The sequence below is a fragment of the Acutalibacter intestini genome (assembly GCF_034334985.1).
GTDB classification, from domain to species: domain Bacteria; phylum Bacillota; class Clostridia; order Oscillospirales; family Acutalibacteraceae; genus Acutalibacter; species Acutalibacter intestini.
The window spans coordinates 329,580-347,395 of the sequence record NZ_JAWXXL010000002.1; the positions used below are offsets into that span (position 1 = coordinate 329,580).

The window sequence follows — 17,816 nt, forward strand, 5'->3', positions numbered from 1 at the left end:
CGGTTTGCCCCTGGGGCCAGGTTCTTTCTTGGGGATTTTGTTCCCCCCAAAAAAATCATCTTGTAAATCTCTCGCCTTCATGATACTATGTAGGAACATGTGAAATAAGGGAAGGTATTGGTATCATGAAAAAACCTGCAAGCCCCTTTTACGGGCAGATTGTCAAGTTGGTTACGCCCATTGTGCTGCAAAACCTACTTAGCGCGGCGGTAAGCTCTTCGGACGTAATCATGTTGAATTTTGTAGGCCAGTCCGCCATTTCCGCGGTCAGCCTGGCCGGGCAGTACGCCCACATCCTTTTTATGGTGTTCTATGGCCTGGGCACTGGGGCCACCATGCTCTGCGCTCAGTATTTTGGCAAAAAGGATTTTCGTGCCATTGAGGTGGTCCAGGGCATCGCCCTGCGCTTTTCCCTAATTGTGGCCCTGGCCTTTGCGGTTCTGGCCTTAACGGTGCCAGAGTATATGATGCTGATTTTTACCGACGACCAGGATTTGATTCAGCTGGGCGCAAAATATATCCGCATTCTTAGCGTTTGCTACCTGTGCTGGGGCGTTACCGAGGTGTACATCTCTATCCTGCGCAGCGTGGGCCGGGTGGCTGTGGGCACAGTGTTGAACAGCGTGGCCGTGGGGCTGAACCTGGTGCTGAACGCGGTGTTTATCTTCGGCTGGCTGGGCGCGCCCAAAATGGGCGTGGAGGGGGTGGCCCTGGCCACCTCTCTCTCCCGCCTGGTGGAGCTGGGCCTGTGCTTTGTGGTTTCAGCCCGCTCTAAGCAGGTAAAGCTGCGGCTGGGCGCTATCTTTGTGAACAACAAAACCCTGTTCCGGGACTTTATCAGGCTCTCTTTGCCCGCCATGGCCAATGATGTGGTGTGGGGCCTGGCCTTTTCGGTGTATTCCGTAATCATTGGCCACCTGGGCAACGACGCGGTGGCAGCCAACTCGCTGGCCACAGTAGTGCGCAATTTCGGCACCATCCTCTGTTTTGGCCTGGCCAGCGCCGGGGGCATTCTGCTGGGGCAGAAGATTGGCGAGGGCAAGCTGGAAGAGGCCCGGGCCGACGGCAGGCGGCTGCTGTGGCTGACTGTGGCGGCGGGGGCTGTGGGGGGCCTGATTATCCTGGCGGCCCGTCCTTTTGTGCTGATGTATGCGGGCAGCGGGGACTTTACCCAGACCGCCCTGGGCTACCTGGGGGTGATGCTGCTGATCAACAGCTACTACGTCATGGGCGCGGCGGTGAACACAACCCTAATCGCCGGGGCGTTCCGGGCGGGGGGCGACAGCCGCTTTGGGCTGATCTGCGATGTTATTGATATGTGGGTCTATGCGGTGCCGCTAGGGTTTTTGGCGGCGTTTGTGTTCAAACTGCCGGTGCTGTGGGTGTATTTTCTGCTGTGTACAGACGAGTTTGTAAAGTGGCCGTGGGTGATTAAGCACTACCGCAGCGGGAAGTGGCTGAAGAATATTACCCGAGAGAATTTGTTTGAAGATAAAGGAAACGCGGCGGAGTAAGAAACCAGGCGAAAACAGAAGTACGCGAAGCGAGAAGGGGGGCCCGGGGGGAATTATTTCCCCCGGCAGAGTGTGGGACAGAGTCCCACGGTCTTGATCTTGACCTTAAGCGGCGCGAAGAGAAAAAGAGTGGGTCCCCAAACCCGACCCCCGGCCCACCCATGAAAAAACGGAACCGCCAGGCAAGCGCCGCTCCCCAGAAGGCAGCGCTTTCCGGCAAAGCCGGAACAGCGGACCGCCAGCAGATCGGCTTCCCAGAGACAGACACCCTCCGGAACAGCGGACCGCCAGCAGATCGGCTTCCCAGAGACAGACACCCTCCGGAACAGCGGACCGCCACCAGAGCAGCTCCCCAGAGGCAGACACCCACCGAAACAGTGGACCGCCAGCAGAAAGCCTCCCCGGGCGGGCCCTTATCCCAACGGCAGGACCGCACGGCGGGCTTTGGGGATAAGGGCGCTTCTCTTGGGGGCTGGGGGCTGGGGGGCCGCTGTTGTAAAAATCTCGCTTCGCTGATTTTTACAAGGCGCTGCTTTTTGGCGGCGCTCACTGGGGGCCCTTTTTTCATGGGTGGGCCGGGGGTCGGGTTTGGGGACCCACTCTTTCTCTCTTCGCGCCGCCAAGGGCAAGGTCGCCTCCGGCGGCCAGGGCTTCTCGCCCTGGACCTCGCCAGGGAACCTATTCCCTGGACCCTTTCTCACTGGCGATCCTTTTCAACTATAAACGTGCCGGAGGGCTCTTCTGCCCCCCGGCACGTCTTTTTCTTCCCTTTTTACTTTATAGCCAGGCTCTTGATCTCCTCTTTCGCTTTCTCCATGAACTCCCCGGCGCTCATGGACCCCAGGTCCCCGTCCTTCCGGTGCCGCACCGAGACGCTGGCGGTCTCAATTTCCTTATCTCCCACCACCAGCATATACGGGGTCTGCTGTACCTGGGCCTCGCGGATCTTATATCCAATTTTCTCGGCGCGCAGGTCGCACTCCACCCGCAGGCCGGCCTTTTCCAGCTCGGCGGTCAGGGCGTTGGCATAGGCGTGGTGGCGCTCTGAAATAGGCAGCACCACGGCCTGCACTGGGCTAAGCCACAGGGGGAACTTGCCCGCGAAGTGTTCGGTGATGACCCCGATGAACCGCTCGATGGAGCCCAGCACCACCCGGTGAATCATCACGGGCCGGTGTTTCTGGCCGTCCTCGCCGGTGTACTCCAGCTGGAAGCGCTCGGGCAGCTGGCTGTCCAGCTGAATGGTGCCGCACTGCCAGGTGCGGCCCAGGCTGTCGGCAATATGGAAGTCTAGCTTGGGGCCATAAAACGCCCCGTCGCCCTCGTTGACCACGTAGTCCTTACCCATGGCAGTGATGGCTTCCTTTAGGATGTCCTGGTTGCGCTCCCACTGGTCTACGGTGCCAATGTGGTCCTCGGGCATGGTGGAGAGCTCAATGGTATAGCTTAGGCCAAAGGTGGAGTACACCTCGTCAAAGAGCCGCACCGTCTCCTGAATTACCTCCCCCATCTGGTCCTGAGTCATGAAGATGTGGGCGTCGTCCTGGTTAAAGCACCGAACCCGGAACAGGCCGTGCAGGGTGCCAGAGAGCTCGTTGCGGTGCACAAGGCCGATCTCTCCCACCCGCATAGGCAGCTCTCGGTAAGAGTGGGGCTCGCTCTGGTACACCAGCATGCCGCCCGGGCAGTTCATGGGCTTAATGGCAAAGGTGGTCTCGTCAATCTCTGTGGTATACATGTCGTCCTTATAGTGGTCCCAGTGGCCGCTGCGCTCCCACAGCTGGCGGTTCAGCATAATAGGCGTGGAAATCTCCACATAGCCGTAGCGCTTATGCACCTGCCGCCAGTACTCCAGCAGGGCGTTTTTCAGCACCATGCCTCGAGGCAAGAAGAAGGGGAAGCCCGGGCCCTCGTCCCGCAGCATAAACAGGCCCAGCTCCCGGCCCAGCTTCCGGTGGTCCCGCTTTTTGGCCTCTTCCAGCATTTGCAGGTGTTCTTCCAGCTGGGAGGCCTTGGGGAAGGAAATCCCGTATACCCGGGTGAGCATCTTATTGTTGGCGTCCCCCCGCCAGTAGGCCCCGGTGATGGAGGTCAGCTTCACGGCTTTCACCCCGCCGGTGCTCATCAGATGGGGGCCGGCGCACAGGTCGGTAAAATCCCCCTGCTCATAAAAGCTGATGTTCTCCCCATTTCCGCTGTGCTCGTCAATGAGCTCCAGCTTATAGTCTTGTCCCGCCATTTTTTCTTTGGCCTGGGCGGGCTCCAGCTCAAAGCGGTTTAGGGGGATGTTTTCCTTGATGATCTTTTTCATCTCCTCCTCAATCTTGGGCAGATCCTCCGGAGAGAAGGGAGAGGCCAGCTCCAGGTCATAGTAGAAGCCGTTCTCAATGGCGGGACCAATGGCAAACTTGGTCCCTGGGTGCAGCCGGCCAATGGCCTGGGCCATGATGTGGGCGGTGGTGTGCCAGTAGGCGCGCTTGCCGTCCGCGTCGTCAAAGGTGAGGATCTCCAGGTCGCAGTCCTCTGTAATAGGGGTGCGCAGGTCCCGGACCTGGCCGCTGATACGGGCGGCGCAGGCGGACTTGTACAGGCCCATGCCAATGGACTTGGCCACTTCGGCAGGGGTGATGCCCGCCTCGAACTCTTTGGGACTTCCTTTTAGGTTGATGGTAATCATGGGTTGCTCCTTTCTCTGAAGAACGGCAAAAAAGCGCCGCCCTCAGCGTAAGAACCCGCAAACATGTGCTGGCTCTCTTCTGGGGCGACGCGACCTTGGTTCCACATAAATTTAAGGCGCACCGCGGTTCCACCCGGATTCAAAAAGGACGGTACAGGCCCGGCCTCTTCCTCAAAAACGGCCTGTAACGGGGCCTGCCGTCCAGCCTTGGGCGAAAAAACTTCGCTTTCGGCGGCTGCTCCAAGGTGGTGGCCGGCGCTTTTCCCTGTGTCCCCGCTCTCAGCTGGTCAGCGGGGGCTCTCTGTTCTGGGAGGACGGTCAGCGCCGGGGTCCTTTTCTCCGCATTTTTATTTTTATGGGAAATATTATATACCAGGGCAGGGGAAAAGTCAAGAGGGAGGCAGAGGAAAAGCGGAAGTTTTGGCTGGCATAGCGGACCGGTCCTTGGCCGGGAATCTTCTTCCCAGGCTTGTTTTTTCCCGCGTTCCTTGATATAATAACCCTATGGAAATAACATCAACCCAATAAAAGGAGCTTTCTGTATGGAAATTACCCGTGACATTCAGTACGTAGGAGTAAACGACCACCAGGTGGACCTGTTCGAGGGCCAGTATACGGTGCCCAATGGCATGGCCTACAACTCATATGTGGTGCTGGACGACAAGGTATCGGTGTTCGATACTGTAGACGCCCGGTTTAACCACCAGTGGCTGGACAATATCGAGGGCGTCTTAAACGGCCGCAAGCCCGACTACCTGATTATCCAGCACATGGAGCCAGACCACTCGGCCAATATTGCCAACTTTATGCAAATGTACAAGGAGGCCACCATTGTCTCCAGCGAAAAGGCCTTTGCCATGATGGGTCAGTTTTTCGGCACCGCCTTTGAGGACCGCCGTATGGTGGTGGCCGAGGGCGACACCCTTTCTACCGGGCGGCATACCTTTACTTTTGTGGCCGCGCCCATGGTCCACTGGCCAGAGGTGATTGTTACCTATGATTCCACGGATAAGGTCCTGTTCTCTGCCGACGGCTTCGGCAAGTTTGGGGCCCTGGACGTGGAGGAGGACTGGGACTGCGAGGCCCGCCGGTATTACATCGGCATTGTGGGCAAGTACGGGGCCCAGGTGCAGGCCCTGCTGAAAAAGGCCGCCGGGCTGGACATTCAGGTGATCTGCCCCACCCACGGCCCTGTGCTAAAGGAAAACCTGGGCCACTACCTGGGCCTGTACAACACCTGGTCCTCTTACGAGCCGGAAAGCGACGGCATTGTGGTGGCGTATACCTCTATTTACGGCAACACCCGCCGGGCGGTGGAGCAGTTCGCCGAAAAGCTGCGCCAGAAGGGCTGCCCAAAGGTGGTGCTTCATGACCTGGCCCGCTGCGACCTGGCCGAGGCGGTGGAGGACGCCTTCCGCTACAACAAGCTGGTGCTGGCCACCACCACCTATAACGCGGAAATCTTCCCCTTTATGCGCACCTTTATCAACCACCTGACCGAGCGGAACTTCCAGAACCGCACGGTGGGCATGATTGAAAACGGCAGCTGGGCCCCTATGGCCGCCCGGGTGATGAAGAAAATGCTGGAAAACAGCAAGAAGCTGACCATTGCCGAGCCCACGGTAACCATCCGTTCGGCCCTGAACGCGGAAAGCGGCGAAAAGCTGGAGGCCTTGGCCAATACCCTTTGCCAGGACTACCTGGCCCGCATGGACGACACAGCCAACAAAAACGACCTGACCGCCCTGTTCAACATTGGCTACGGCTTGTATGTGGTGACCAGCAACGACGGGAAGAAGGACAACGGCCTCATTGTCAACACTGTGACCCAGGTGACCAACACACCCAACCGCATTGCTGTGGCGATTAATAAGGACAACTACTCCCACCACATCATTCAGCAGACCGGCAAAATGAACATCAACTGTCTCTCCCAGGACGCGCCCTTCTCGGTGTTTGAGAATTTCGGCTTCCAAAGCGGCCGCACTGCGGACAAGTTTGCGGGCCAGCAGGTGCTGCGGTCTGACAACGGCCTGGTGTTTTTGTCCCAGTATATCAACTCCTTTATGTCCCTCAAGGTAGAGCAGTATGTGGACCTGGACACCCACGGCATGTTTATTTGCAGCGTTACCGAGGCCCGGGTGCTCTCTAACGTGGAGACCATGACCTACACCTATTACCAAAACCACGTAAAGCCCAAGCCCCAGACCGAGGGCAAAAAGGGCTGGGTGTGCAAAGTATGCGGGTATGTTTACGAGGGCGACGAACTGCCCGAGGACTTTGTGTGCCCGCTATGCAAACATGGCGCGGCGGACTTCGAGCCTATTGGCTAAGGTTGGCCTCTGGGGTTCACCGCGCCCTTTGGGCCATGCTCGCACGGCGCGGCGGAATTCGAACCCATTGGCTAAGGCCAGGCTGCCGGTAAGGGCAGCGCGTGTCTATTAATAGAAAATCAAAAAAGGCGTCTTTCCATCTTTGCGAAAGACGCCTTTTCCCTGCCAATCTCCCAGGTGCCGGCAAACAGGGCCCGCAGGGTAAAAAAAGCCGCCGCCGGCCTGAAGAAACCCAGGCTGGGCGGCGGGCGGCATTCCTTACTTTACGGCAACGGCCTCAATCTCGAACAGGGCGCCCTTGGGCAGGGCCGCCACCTGCACACAGGAGCGGGCCGGGGCCTCGCCGGTAAAATACTGGGCATAAATGCCGTTAATGGCGGCAAAGTCGTTCATATCCGCCAAAAATACCGTGGTCTTTACCACATCGGCCAGGCCCATGCCCGCAGCAGCCAGCACGGCTTGCAGGTTGTCCAGGGCCTGGGTGGCCTGGGCCTCTACCCCCTGGGGCAGCTGGCCGGTGGCAGGAACCAGCCCCAGCTGGCCGGAAGTATACAGGGTGTTGCCGCAGAGCTTGGCGTGGCAGTAGGGCCCCACAGCGGCGGGGGCGTTTTCGGCGGTGATGGTTTGATTCATAAAAGGACCTCCTATAGAATTGATATGCTTTTCATTATATCTGGTTTTTGGGAAAAATCAAGGGGCTAGGGCTTGTTTGAAAATAGAGGAAATGACGAATTTTTGGCCAGAAGGGGACAATTTCAAGGAGAAGAACCGCTGTAGTTAGCTGCGCTAACTACGTCACTCTGGCGATTGACGAGGATTTTCGACGTAGAAAGTGGCCTCTTATGGCAAAAAAGACGACATTTTCGATTTTTCAAACAAGCCCTATACTTGGGGAGATTTTTTGCTGCCCCCCTATAGCAAACCGGCCAGCCAGCAGCGCAGCTTTTGCCCTTTGGGCAACTGACGCCGCAGCTTGCCCTCCAGCCGGGCCACCTCTTCCGTCAGTTGGGCCAGTTCCTCTTCCCCCAGCATCTTCCGGCCAAACCGGGCTTTTTCCGCCAGCTCCTTCCAAAAAGTGGGCTCGGGCTCCCGCTGGCCGCAAAGCGCCTCCCAGCGGTAGAGTTTTTGCAGCCAGGCATAGGCCCGCAGCGCTGCCTGGTCCCGGTCCGGCTGGGCAAAAGCCCGGTTCCGCAGGCGCCGCCGCAGCACCCGGCCCCCCAGCGCGCCCGCCATCAGCAAAACCAGTAAAATCCCGGCCAAAGCTATGGTCACAGCCCCTTCTGTGGAGGACGCCGCCCCGGGGTTCTGGGTGGGCCGGGGGGTGGCCACTGTGTTGGGCTGGAAGCTGGGCTCCCAGTCCTGGGGCCGCGTGGGCTCAAAGTCCTGGGGCGGCAGGGTGGGCACAGCCTCAATGGGCCGGGGGGTGGCCAGGGCCCCGGCACTGTCCTCTTCCGGCACGGTGGCGTCGGCATATACCGCCGGGGCGTCCGGCGTGGCGGGGGTCACCTCCACTGGCACCCAGCCCCTGCCTCCGGCATACACCTCTACCCAGGCGTGGGCATTATAGTCTGGCACCTCCACCCACCCCTCTTGGGTAGAGGGCGCCACATACCCCTCGGCATAGCGGGCCGGGTACCCGGCAGACCGCAGCAGCGCCACAGCCGCCGTGGCAAAGTGCACGCAGTAGCCCTGGCGGGAATCTTCCAAAAAGAAGCGGACAAAGTCCTCTCCCTCCGGGGGCTGGGGCGGGTTGAGGGAGTAGGTATAGTATTGGCTGAAAAGGTCCTGGATCTGGGTGATGAACTGGTCCACCGGGACGCGGGCCGTATAGCCATCATCGAAAGTATGGACGCCCTCCAGGCCCATGGCCTCCCGGTAGCCGGTCAAGTATTGGCTCAGCTCCTCCGGCAGCTGGGCGTAGTGCTGATAGACAAATTCCGTGTAGTCCTCTACCTGACCCAGCAGGGCGGCGGCTTCACCCCCCAGTACGCCGGAGAGGTCCTCTTCCAGCTTCCACTGGTTCCCCCCATCCCACTGGGGGCCCCCGGCGTCCAGCTGGGCGATCATGCTGGCTGACAAGCGGCCGACCAGTTCACTGTTGTAGGTCGGTATGGTGACCAAAGCGCCGTTTCTGTCCTCAATGGTCATGGGGGTGCTTTGGCCGTTTTCCTGGTATGCGGAGGCCACTTTGTAGAACACCCGGGTATAATAGTCGACGCCCCCTAAACTGGGAAAGCCCTCCACCTGGTACTCCCGGGTGCCGGCCAGCAGAGAACTCGACTTGGCAAAACCATCGTCCACCCGCTGAATGCCCAACTGCCCCAGCCGGGCGTCGGGGGTATCCAGCGTGTAGGGGATGTACACGCAGCGGGGGTTGGCGCCCATGTTTTCCACCGAAAGCTGGAAGCTTAGGGGAAGGTCCACGCCGAATTCCTCCAGGTTCAGCAGCCGTTTGTAGCCAGCGGGCAGGGTCTGCACATTCAGCCCCAGGTCCTTTAGTTCCCGCTGGGCCTCTGGGTCCAGGCGCTCCCAGCTGTGGCCTGTGTACACGCTGCCCACAAAGCTCTTCAGATACTCCTTGTGGGGCAGGCCCCATTGGTCCAGAAGGGCTTCCACCTCTTTTTTCCCTTCTGAAAGTACGCGGTCTTCTGCCTCCCAGTCAAACTTCACCCGCAGCACGGTTTCGCCTGTGTAGCTGCGGCCCCCCATGGTGTTTAGGTTCACCTGACTGTTCCCATTGCCCTGGCCCCCCCGCAGGTGGGCCGAAAGCCCAAAGCCGTGCTGAATGCCAGAACGCATTTCGTTCACCAGGGCAGGGCGGCTGTAGCCCTCTGGGGGGTAGGCCAAGTACAGCCCCACCATGCACACCGCCAAAATGGGTACCAGCAGCAAGGCCCCGGGCCCCGCGCAGGCCTCGCCAGGCACAGCGCAGCGGTCTTTGCGTCCACGGCCAAACAGTCCCTGCCGCCCCCGCAGCACGCGCCCTGTCAACAGCAAAAGACACCAGAAAAGCAGCAGCGCCCCCAGGGCCCAGCCTGCCGGCAAAATGGAAAAGCCCATGGGCAGTACCAGCACCACCGCGGAGAGCAAAAAGGCGCTAAGGGGGCTTTTGTATTTGTAGATCCCCCGGCCCATGATCCAAAAGAAGGGAAAGAGAATTTGGTTCATCAGGGCCGTGCACTCTGCCGCGGGGTCAGGGTGGGCCCCGGCAGCGGTATAGCTAAGGGCTAGGGCAGGCAGCTGGTAGTTGAGCTTGGCGCCATAGGCGCTAAGCATGATGTTCAGCACCCGCACGCCCCCGTGGGCCAGGCGGTCGAACAGGAGCAGTCCGGCCAGCAGCCACAGCCCCCAGCCCAGCAGAGTAGCGGAGCACCAGCGCTTGCGGGAATCTGCCCTGCGCCAGATGGAAAACCCACAGCCTGCCAGCCCGGCCACTGCCAGGGAGAACCCATGCACCTGAATCTGAAAGGCAGTGAGAAAACAGATCCACGGGGCAAATCCGCCCAGGAGCAGCACCACACAGTAGTAGGCCAACCGCCCTATCTGGGGCCTGCTGGGCAGCAGAAGCTTCGGGCGGTCCAAAAGGATGTTTTGAGGATGGTCCATGGAAGAACTCCTTTCTGGCGGAAAGATGGGGGCAGGGGGCGTTTCTTGGGGCCTTAAGGCGCTACAGCGCCAGACCGTTCAGATCCTCCGCAATATTTCCCAGGCGCACCCGCACCAGCTGCGCGCCCTGAAGCCCCCCCCTTTCGGCCCGCAGAAAATGCAGCGCTGTGAGTCTGGCGTGGGGATACCGCTCCCGCAACTGGCCCAGCCGGGTCGGGTCCGGCTGGGAACAAATATAGATCAGGTGGGCAACGCCCTCGGGCAGCGCTGCCACCGAAAGATCCGGCAGGGGGTTCCGGCTAACCAAACCCAACATGGCCTCAATGGCCGGGCGGGCTTCCTCTGGGGTCTGGGCCTGGGTGCAGGCCAAGCCCTCTCCGCTGGAAAAGGCCAGCACATGCCCCACCTCTTGGTAGGCAAGGTAGTCCGACAGAGTGGCCAGCACGTCCATGGCCCCGTCGGCCTCTGCCCCGCCGCCAGAAAGGTCCGTAAGCAGCACCACCTGGTCGGTAATGGGCAGGCTGGCCTGGCGCACCAGCAGGCCCCGGGATTTTTGAGAGAGCTTCCAGTCAATGCGGCTTAGCCGGTCGCCGGGGCGGTACTCCCGCAGGCCGAACAGCTCCGAAGGGTCCCCGCCCGGTTTATAAAGGGAATACCGTTCCCCCTCGGCCTGGGGAGCGGCCCCGATTTCCAGGGTCAGCCGGGCGTCGTGCACAGTGGGCAGCACGGTCACTTGGCACTGGGCCTCTTCCCCCAGCCGTACCGGCAGAAAAAAAAGCCCCAGCAAGTCATAGGCCCAGGCCCTTTTCAGCTGGCAGGTCACCAGCCCGCAGGTGTTGGAGCTTAGCGAATGGGCCAGGGTAACCGCCTGCCGCCCAGAGGAAAACTCCAGGCGTTCCCGCCGGGTCTCGCCGGTAAAGCGGTTTTCCACAAAAAGCGTCACCCGCACCCGGCCCGTGGGCAGCACACAGCGGGTGGCCGCGTGCAGGCGCAGCGAAACAGACATGCTTTTGGCCATACGGGCACGGCCCGCCTCTCCAGGAATTTCCAGGGCCAGCCGAAGCCTTAACATACCGGGCAGAGAAACCAGCAGAGAAACCGGGGGCAGAAGCAGGGAGAGAAGGAACACATACATGGACAGGTAGCCGTTAAAGCACACAAAAAACGCCCCTGTGCACAGCAGAAGGAACAGGTACCACAGCCAGTTTTTCAGCATAAAAATCCCCCTCTCCCCTTTCTAAAAGACGCCTTGTCCAACAAAAAAGGCTACCGGTTGGCGCCGGCCAACGGATAACCTATTTCCTTCCTTATATCAGCTTGGGCGCGGGCACCTGGCCCACTACTTTTTCCAATACGGACCGGGCTGACTGGCCGCTCATTTTTGCCTGAGGCTCCAGCACCACCCGGTGGCCCATTACGTCGTAAAACAGCAGGTTGATGTCAGCAGGTACCACATAGTCCCTCCCGCCCATCCAGGCCGAGGCCCGGCAGGCCCGCACCAGGGCCGCTCCCGCCCGTGGGCTGGCCCCCAGCCGCAGAGCCGGGTCCTCCCGGGTAGCAGCGCACAGGGCGGCCACATAGCGGTACAGGTCGTCCGCCATATACACCGTGGCGGCCTCGGCAATCATCCGCTCCACCTCTTCCAGGGTGGCGGCAGGCAGCACGCCCTCCAGCGGGCGCACCCCTTCAGTCTGCTTTAAAATTTTTACCTCCTGGTCCTCGGCCGGGTAACCGATGCTAAGCCGCAGCATAAACCGGTCCAGCTGGGACTCGGGCAGGGGCTGGGTGCCGGCAGTGCCCAGGGGGTTTTGGGTGGCGATGACCGCAAAGGGCGTGGACAGCCGGTAACTGACCCCGTCCACTGTAACCTGGCCCTCTTCCATTACTTCTAAAAGGGCGCTTTGGGTCTTGGCGCTGGTACGGTTGATCTCGTCGGCCAAAAACAGGTTGTTCATCACCGCGCCGGGGCGGTACTCCATGCGGCCGAACTCCTGGTTATACATGGTATAGCCCACCACGTCGGCAGGCATGGTCTCGGGGGTAAACTGCATGCGGGTAAAGCTCATGCTCATGGCCCGGGAAAAAGCCAGGGCCAGGGTGGTCTTGCCCACGCCGGGGTTGTCCTCCAGCAGCACGTGGCCCCCGGCCAGAATGGCCATCAGCACTTTGCAGACCACGGTGTCCTTGCCCACAATGGCCTTGCGCACCTCATTGATAATGCCCAGCGCCTTGGGCTGCGTCATAACCAGCACCACTTCCTTAAAACATCCTCTAGATAAACCAAAACAGGGAAGCTCTCACTTCTCTGTTTTGGCGGAGGTGTATAGTATGAAAAAGCTGTTTTGGAAAACTTGGAGCGGACGACGAGGCTCGAACTCGCTACCTCCACCTTGGCAAGGTGGCGCTCTACCAGATGAGCTACGCCCGCATAAGATGTTATTATTATAATATAAAGGAGGATAAATGTCAAGATGGGAAATAAAAAAATTCTTTTTACGCAAAAAAGCCCGCGGGAAAGCGCCAGGCCATCCCGCGAACTTTTCCAAAAAACCAGTGTTTTTGATGGTTTACCCAAGCCCTAAGCTGGCAAAATAGGCCCGGTTGTAGGCCACGGCGGGAGAGTCTGGCTGAAAACCCGCGGCGCGCTCGTTATAGAGCCGGGCTTCCTCCTGCCGCCCCAGCCTGCTGCAGCACACGCACAGCTGAATGCACGGCAGAAAGCCGTAGGCCTCTGGCAGCACAAAGCCGCCCCGGCGGTCCTGGCGCTCACACTCTAAAGCCCGGGTATACCAATACGCCGCCCGGTCCCAAAGCTCCCGGTCAAAAAAGTGCCGGCCAATGTCGCAGCAGGTCTCCGCCCGGGGCGTATCATAAACAAAGCTGGAAAACAGCGCTTTCAGGGCTCTGTCCTCCTGGCCCAGGGCATACCAGCAGTAGGCACATTGGCGGCAGGCCTCTATGTTATTTTCCAGCCAGCCGCGCCCCTCCTCTAAAAAGCTGACCAGCACTTTTAAAGCCTCTTGGTACCGTTTATGGTAGTACAGCTCTCGTCCATAATAATACTGCTGGCGCGGGTCCAGCTTTTTCCCCTGCTTCAGCTGCTTTTCAAAAATCCGCAGATTCCGCTCCGGGTCCGCGGAGCGCAGCTTTTGGTGTGTAATCCCGCAGTCCTCATAGCGCACATTCCCTTTTGTCTCAATCGCCTCATGCACCGCGCCCTTCCAGACCATTCCGGCATGGTTTCGTATAATGCGCTCCCGGTAGTAGGAAAACGCCACCCGGCCCTGGGCATCGAACCCTGTGTAATAGGGCATCATCACCACGTCCACGCCAGGACCCAGGCTTTCTTTTAGAGAAAGAAACTTTTCACGGTCCCGGGGCGCTATTACATCGTCCGCGTCCAGCCACATGCAGTATTCGCAGGAAGCGTGGGAAAAAGCGAAATTTCTGGCTGCCGCAAAGTCGTCGATCCAGGCAAAATCATAGACGGCGTCCGTAAAGCGCCGGGCAATTTCCCGGGTATGGTCTTTTGAGCCAGTGTCCACTAAGATTATTTCATCCACCAGGCCTGCCGCGGATTCCAGGCAGCGGCCCAATACCTCTTCCTCGTCCCGGACAATCATGCAAAGGCTGACGGTGCTCATAGGCCCCTCCTCTTCTCTTCTATTACATAATATAAAGGGGAGGAAAGCCCCTATTATAAAGCAAGAGGCTTTCCTAGAAACAAGAATCTGCTGATTTAGGCCAGCCGTACCACGGTTAGCGACGCGCCGGAGCCGCCTTGCAGCACCACAGAGGCCGCAACCCCGGACACCTGAAGCGACAAGGTGTCCCCCGCTGTCAACGGGGTAATCACCGTGGCATTATACCCTGCCACGCCAAGAGTAGGCGCAAATACCGAACCCGGAATCGCCGTGCCATTGCGAAGCACCTGTGAGGACATGGCCACCGCTGCCGTGGCATTGATCCGATAGGCGATCAAATAGGTTCCAGTTTCTGGCACAGTAAAGACGGTATTCGTTCCATTGGCGGTAAAACCGTCTAGGCTTTGGGCATTTGGCAGGGGCACATTTGTGCCGCCCAGTATGACTAAGAGGGTCTGCCCTGTGGTATTAGAAGCGCTCATAGAGGTTACCGTAACGGAAGTTCCCGTAGGGCCGGTGGGGCCGGTAGGACCTGTCACTCCATCCGCTCCCGTTGCGCCCGTGGCCCCGGTGGGGCCGGTGGGACCCGTTACTCCATCCGCTCCCGTTGCGCCCGCAGCCCCGGTGGGGCCGGTGGGACCTGTCACTCCATCCGCTCCCGTTGCGCCTGTGGCCCCGGTAGGACCGGTGGCTCCGTCCGCTCCCGTTGCGCCTGTGGCCCCGGTGGGACCGGTGGCTCCGTCCGCTCCCGTTGCGCCTGTGGCCCCGGTAGGACCGGTGGCTCCGTCCGCTCCCGTGGACCCTGCCGCTCCGGTGGGGCCGGTGGGACCTGTCACTCCATCCGCTCCCGTTGCGCCTGTGGCCCCGGTAGGACCGGTGGCTCCGTCCGCTCCCGTTGCGCCCGCAGCCCCGGTGGGGCCGGTGGGACCTGTCACTCCATCCGCTCCCGTTGCGCCTGTGGCCCCGGTAGGACCGGTGGCTCCGTCCGCTCCCGTGGACCCTGCCGCTCCGGTAGGGCCGGTGGGACCTGTCACTCCATCCGCTCCCGTTGCGCCTGTGGCCCCGGTAGGACCGGTGGCTCCGTCCGCTCCCGTGGACCCTGCCGCTCCGGTGGGGCCGGTGGGACCTGTCACGCCGTCCGCTCCCGTTGCGCCCGTGGCCCCAGTGGGGCCGGTAGGGCCTGTCACTCCATCCGCTCCCGTTGCGCCCGTAGCCCCGGTGGGACCGGTGGCTCCGTCCGCTCCCGGTGCGCCCGCAGCCCCGGTGGGGCCGGTGGGACCCGTCACTCCGTCCGCTCCCGTTGCGCCTGTGGCCCCGGTGGGGCCGGTGGGACCAACCGCTCCGTCCGCTCCCGCAGCACCCGTGGCCCCGGTGGGGCCGGTGGCTCCATTAACGCCAGGTGCTCCAGTGGGACCGGTATCCCCTCTAGGACCGGTTGGACCAGCCAGGCCATTGGCTCCGGTAGGGCCCATGGCCCCCGTGGGACCTGTGTTTCCATTGGCTCCCGTAGGACCTGTGGGGCCAATACTGCCCGTGGCTCCGGTAGCGCCCGTGGCCCCAGTAGCACCTGCTGGGCCGGTAGCACCCGTGGGGCCAGTAGGCCCGGTGGGACCTCCACAGGGAGGGCATGGCGGCGGACAACAGGGAGGCGGGCAACAAGGAGGAGGACAGGGCACAAGCTCCCCACAACCACACCGATCGCCAGAAGCAGAGGAGCCCGAGTAAATTTTCATTTCCATGTTGGGATAACCTCCAAAAATGGTATAGCCCCGGCTCTTTGCATAAACCAGGGCCTATCTTCAGTATATGCCTGTCCGGAAAAAAGGTGAAGCCTTTCTGGAAGAAACCACCCCGCCGCATAGCAAAAGGCCCCCGGAATTCCAGGGGTCTTTCTGGGGATGGCACACCGGGTACGGATAAATCCAAACCCTCTTCCTCCGACAAGGGCCCCCTCCTCCCTTCTCACAGCTTTTTGACAAACAGACAGCGGATGGCATTCAGCACCGCCAGAATCATCACACCCACGTCCGCGAAGATGGCCAGATACATATTGGCAATGCCCACAGCGCCCAAAATTAGACAGGCAAATTTGACGCCCAGGGCCATGGTGATGTTCTGATAGACGATCCCCAGGCACTTTCGAGAAATCTTGATGGCCTTGGCAATCTTCATGGGATCGTCGTCCATAAGAACAAGGTCCGCCGCTTCAATGGCCGCATCGGAACCCATTGCCCCCATAGCCACGCCAATGTCGGCTCTGGACAGCACGGGAGCGTCGTTGATCCCGTCACCCACAAAGGCCAGCTTTGCCTTGCCGGTTTTTATGTGCAGAAGCTCCTCCACCTTGGACACTTTATCTGCCGGGAGCAGTTCGCTGTAGACCTCGTCGATGCCCAAGGAAGCGGCTACCTGATCGGCCACCTTCTTTGCATCGCCGGTAAGCATGACGGTCTTTTCCACGCCCGCCGCTTTCAGAGAGGAAATTGCGTCCTTGGAGTGGGGCTTCACAATGTCGGAGATCACGATATGTCCGGCATAGGCCCCATTGATGGCCATGTGAATGATGGTGCCGGTCTGATGGCAGTCGATATAGGGGATGCCCAGGTGCTTCATCAGCTTGTCGTTGCCGGCGGCTACCTCTATGCCATCTACTTTGGCAATAATGCCGTTGCCGCTGATCTCCTGAATATCGCTGACACGGGTGCGGTCCGGCTCCTTGCCGTAGGCCCGCTGCAAGCTCTTACTAATGGGGTGGGAGGACGCACTCTCCGCCAAGGCTGCGTATTCTATAAGTTTGGCGTCCTCCAGCTCGTTGTGGTGGATACCGTTCACTTCAAAAACGCCCTGGGTCAGAGTGCCGGTTTTATCAAAGACCACCACCTTGGTTTGAGACAGGATCTCCAGATAGTTGGAGCCTTTAACCAGGACGCCCTCCTGGCTGGCCCCGCCGATCCCGGCGAAGAAGCTCAAAGGGATGCTGATGACCAGGGCGCAGGGGCAGCTGATGACCAGGAAGGTCAAGGCACGGTACACCCAGGTTCCCCAGTCGGCAGTCAGGCCCATGCCCAGCATACGAACGGGGGGCGGCAGGATAGCCAGCGCCAGGGCGCTGTAACAGACAGCGGGGGTGTAGATTTTCGCAAACTTGGAGATGAAGTCCTCAGATTTGGATTTGCGGGAGCTGGCGTTTTCCACCAGATCCAGGATTTTGGAAACCGTGGATTCTCCAAATTCCTTGGTAGTCTCTATTTTCAGCACGCCGGTCATGTTGATGCAGCCGCTGATAATCTCGTCCCCTACCTTGGCCTCGCGAGGCAAACTTTCGCCGGTGAGGGCGCTGGTATTCAGACTGGAGCTGCCCTCCACAATGATACCGTCAATGGGGACTTTCTCGCCGGGCTGCACCACGATCACGCTGCCGATGCCCACTTCATCGGGATCGACCTGTTCCAGCTTGCCGCCCTGTTCCACATTGGCATAGTCCGGGCGGATGTCCATCAGCTCGCTGATATTGCGGCGGCTCCGGCCCACGGCATAGCCCTGGAACCACTCGCCCACCTGATAGAACAGCATCACGGCGATGGCTTCCAGATAATCGCCGTTTTCATAAATAGCCAACGCCATCGCGCCCACTGTGGCCAACGCCATCAGGAAGTTTTCGTCAAACACCTGTTTGTTGAGGATGCCCTTGATGGCTTTCCGCAGAATGTCATAGCCAATGATGAAGTAATCCACCAAGTACAGGGCAAACCGCACCCAGCGGCCCGCAGACGGGAACAGGTAGCCGTCAAGTTGGGCAAACGCCTCCGCCGGGAGGAACTGAAGGCCCAGCAGCATGGCGGCGGCGGTCAGGATGCGCACCAGCATGGTTTTCTGCTTCTTCGTCATGCCGCTGTCCGCCTTTGTTCCCATGAAGAAGCGCAGGATCACGGCGGTCAGAATGACAACGGTAAGCAGTCCGTTGATAATAAGCTCTTGCATAGGAAAAACTCCCTTTCACGATAGCTTAATGGTTTATTTATACGCTTTTGAAAAGCCCCCT

General features: G+C 59.9%; 10 protein-coding genes and 1 tRNA gene. 2 read left to right on the forward strand and 9 right to left on the reverse strand.

All coding sequences use genetic code 11. The features are described 5' to 3' along the window. Nucleotides 1–125: 125 nt before the first annotated feature. Nucleotides 126–1,514: an MATE family efflux transporter gene (locus U8U68_RS04130; RefSeq protein ID WP_322199574.1), complete on the forward strand. Its 1,389-nt coding sequence runs from the start codon at nucleotides 126–128 to the stop codon at nucleotides 1,512–1,514. A gap of 772 nt (nucleotides 1,515–2,286) precedes the next feature. Here U8U68_RS04130 and thrS read toward each other — a convergent pair. Beyond that, nucleotides 2,287–4,191 (reverse strand): threonine--tRNA ligase, encoded by a 1,905-nt coding sequence (thrS, locus tag U8U68_RS04135; RefSeq protein ID WP_322199575.1) that lies wholly within the window; start codon nucleotides 4,189–4,191, stop codon nucleotides 2,287–2,289. Nucleotides 4,192–4,733: 542 nt separating this feature from the next. Between thrS and U8U68_RS04140 the strand changes: the two genes are divergently transcribed. After that, the gene (locus U8U68_RS04140) at nucleotides 4,734–6,524 is read left to right on the forward strand and encodes a flavin reductase (RefSeq protein WP_322199576.1); all 1,791 of its coding nucleotides are present in this window, start codon (nucleotides 4,734–4,736) and stop codon (nucleotides 6,522–6,524) included. 258 nt (nucleotides 6,525–6,782) lie between these two features. On the opposite strand, the gene U8U68_RS04145 is transcribed toward U8U68_RS04140, so the two are convergent. The 8 genes from U8U68_RS04145 to U8U68_RS04180 all read right to left on the reverse strand — a co-directional run bounded on the left by U8U68_RS04145 (nucleotide 6,783) and on the right by U8U68_RS04180 (nucleotide 17,755). After that, a complete protein-coding gene (locus U8U68_RS04145) occupies nucleotides 6,783–7,157 on the reverse strand; it encodes a RidA family protein (RefSeq protein WP_322199577.1) in 375 nt (124 codons plus the stop codon). Nucleotides 7,158–7,436: 279 nt separating this feature from the next. After that, nucleotides 7,437–10,130, reverse strand: a complete 2,694-nt coding sequence (locus U8U68_RS04150) for a transglutaminase-like domain-containing protein (protein ID WP_322199578.1) — start codon at nucleotides 10,128–10,130, stop codon at nucleotides 7,437–7,439. Nucleotides 10,131–10,191: 61 nt separating this feature from the next. Beyond that, on the reverse strand, nucleotides 10,192–11,346 hold the full coding sequence (locus U8U68_RS04155; protein WP_322199579.1) for a DUF58 domain-containing protein: 1,155 nt from the start codon (nucleotides 11,344–11,346) through the stop codon (nucleotides 10,192–10,194). Between the two features lie 91 nt (nucleotides 11,347–11,437). After that, nucleotides 11,438–12,373, reverse strand: a complete 936-nt coding sequence (locus tag U8U68_RS04160; RefSeq protein WP_322199580.1) for an AAA family ATPase — start codon at nucleotides 12,371–12,373, stop codon at nucleotides 11,438–11,440. A 109-nt stretch (nucleotides 12,374–12,482) separates the two neighbouring features. Then, a tRNA-Gly gene (locus U8U68_RS04165) sits at nucleotides 12,483–12,558 on the reverse strand. A gap of 139 nt (nucleotides 12,559–12,697) precedes the next feature. Continuing rightward, nucleotides 12,698–13,774, reverse strand: a complete 1,077-nt coding sequence (locus U8U68_RS04170; protein ID WP_322199581.1) for a glycosyltransferase — start codon at nucleotides 13,772–13,774, stop codon at nucleotides 12,698–12,700. A gap of 95 nt (nucleotides 13,775–13,869) precedes the next feature. Continuing rightward, complete coding sequence (locus U8U68_RS04175; protein WP_322199582.1) at nucleotides 13,870–15,513, reverse strand: BclA C-terminal domain-containing protein; 1,644 nt, start codon at nucleotides 15,511–15,513, stop codon at nucleotides 13,870–13,872. A 223-nt stretch (nucleotides 15,514–15,736) separates the two neighbouring features. Then, nucleotides 15,737–17,755: a heavy metal translocating P-type ATPase gene (locus U8U68_RS04180; RefSeq protein WP_367575785.1), complete on the reverse strand. Its 2,019-nt coding sequence runs from the start codon at nucleotides 17,753–17,755 to the stop codon at nucleotides 15,737–15,739. Nucleotides 17,756–17,816 lie beyond the last annotated feature (61 nt).

Coding starts and splice junctions, on each gene's coding strand:
- thrS (WP_322199575.1), bottom strand. CDS start 4,191: ATGATTACCATCAACCTAAAAGGAAGTCCCAAAGAGTTCGAGGCGGGC.
- U8U68_RS04130 (WP_322199574.1), top strand. CDS start 126: ATGAAAAAACCTGCAAGCCCCTTTTACGGGCAGATTGTCAAGTTGGTT.
- U8U68_RS04140 (WP_322199576.1), top strand. CDS start 4,734: ATGGAAATTACCCGTGACATTCAGTACGTAGGAGTAAACGACCACCAG.
- U8U68_RS04155 (WP_322199579.1), bottom strand. CDS start 11,346: ATGCTGAAAAACTGGCTGTGGTACCTGTTCCTTCTGCTGTGCACAGGG.
- U8U68_RS04170 (WP_322199581.1), bottom strand. CDS start 13,774: ATGAGCACCGTCAGCCTTTGCATGATTGTCCGGGACGAGGAAGAGGTA.
- U8U68_RS04160 (WP_322199580.1), bottom strand. CDS start 12,373: ATGACGCAGCCCAAGGCGCTGGGCATTATCAATGAGGTGCGCAAGGCC.
- U8U68_RS04180 (WP_367575785.1), bottom strand. CDS start 17,755: ATGCAAGAGCTTATTATCAACGGACTGCTTACCGTTGTCATTCTGACC.
- U8U68_RS04145 (WP_322199577.1), bottom strand. CDS start 7,157: ATGAATCAAACCATCACCGCCGAAAACGCCCCCGCCGCTGTGGGGCCC.
- U8U68_RS04150 (WP_322199578.1), bottom strand. CDS start 10,130: ATGGACCATCCTCAAAACATCCTTTTGGACCGCCCGAAGCTTCTGCTG.
- U8U68_RS04175 (WP_322199582.1), bottom strand. CDS start 15,513: ATGGAAATGAAAATTTACTCGGGCTCCTCTGCTTCTGGCGATCGGTGT.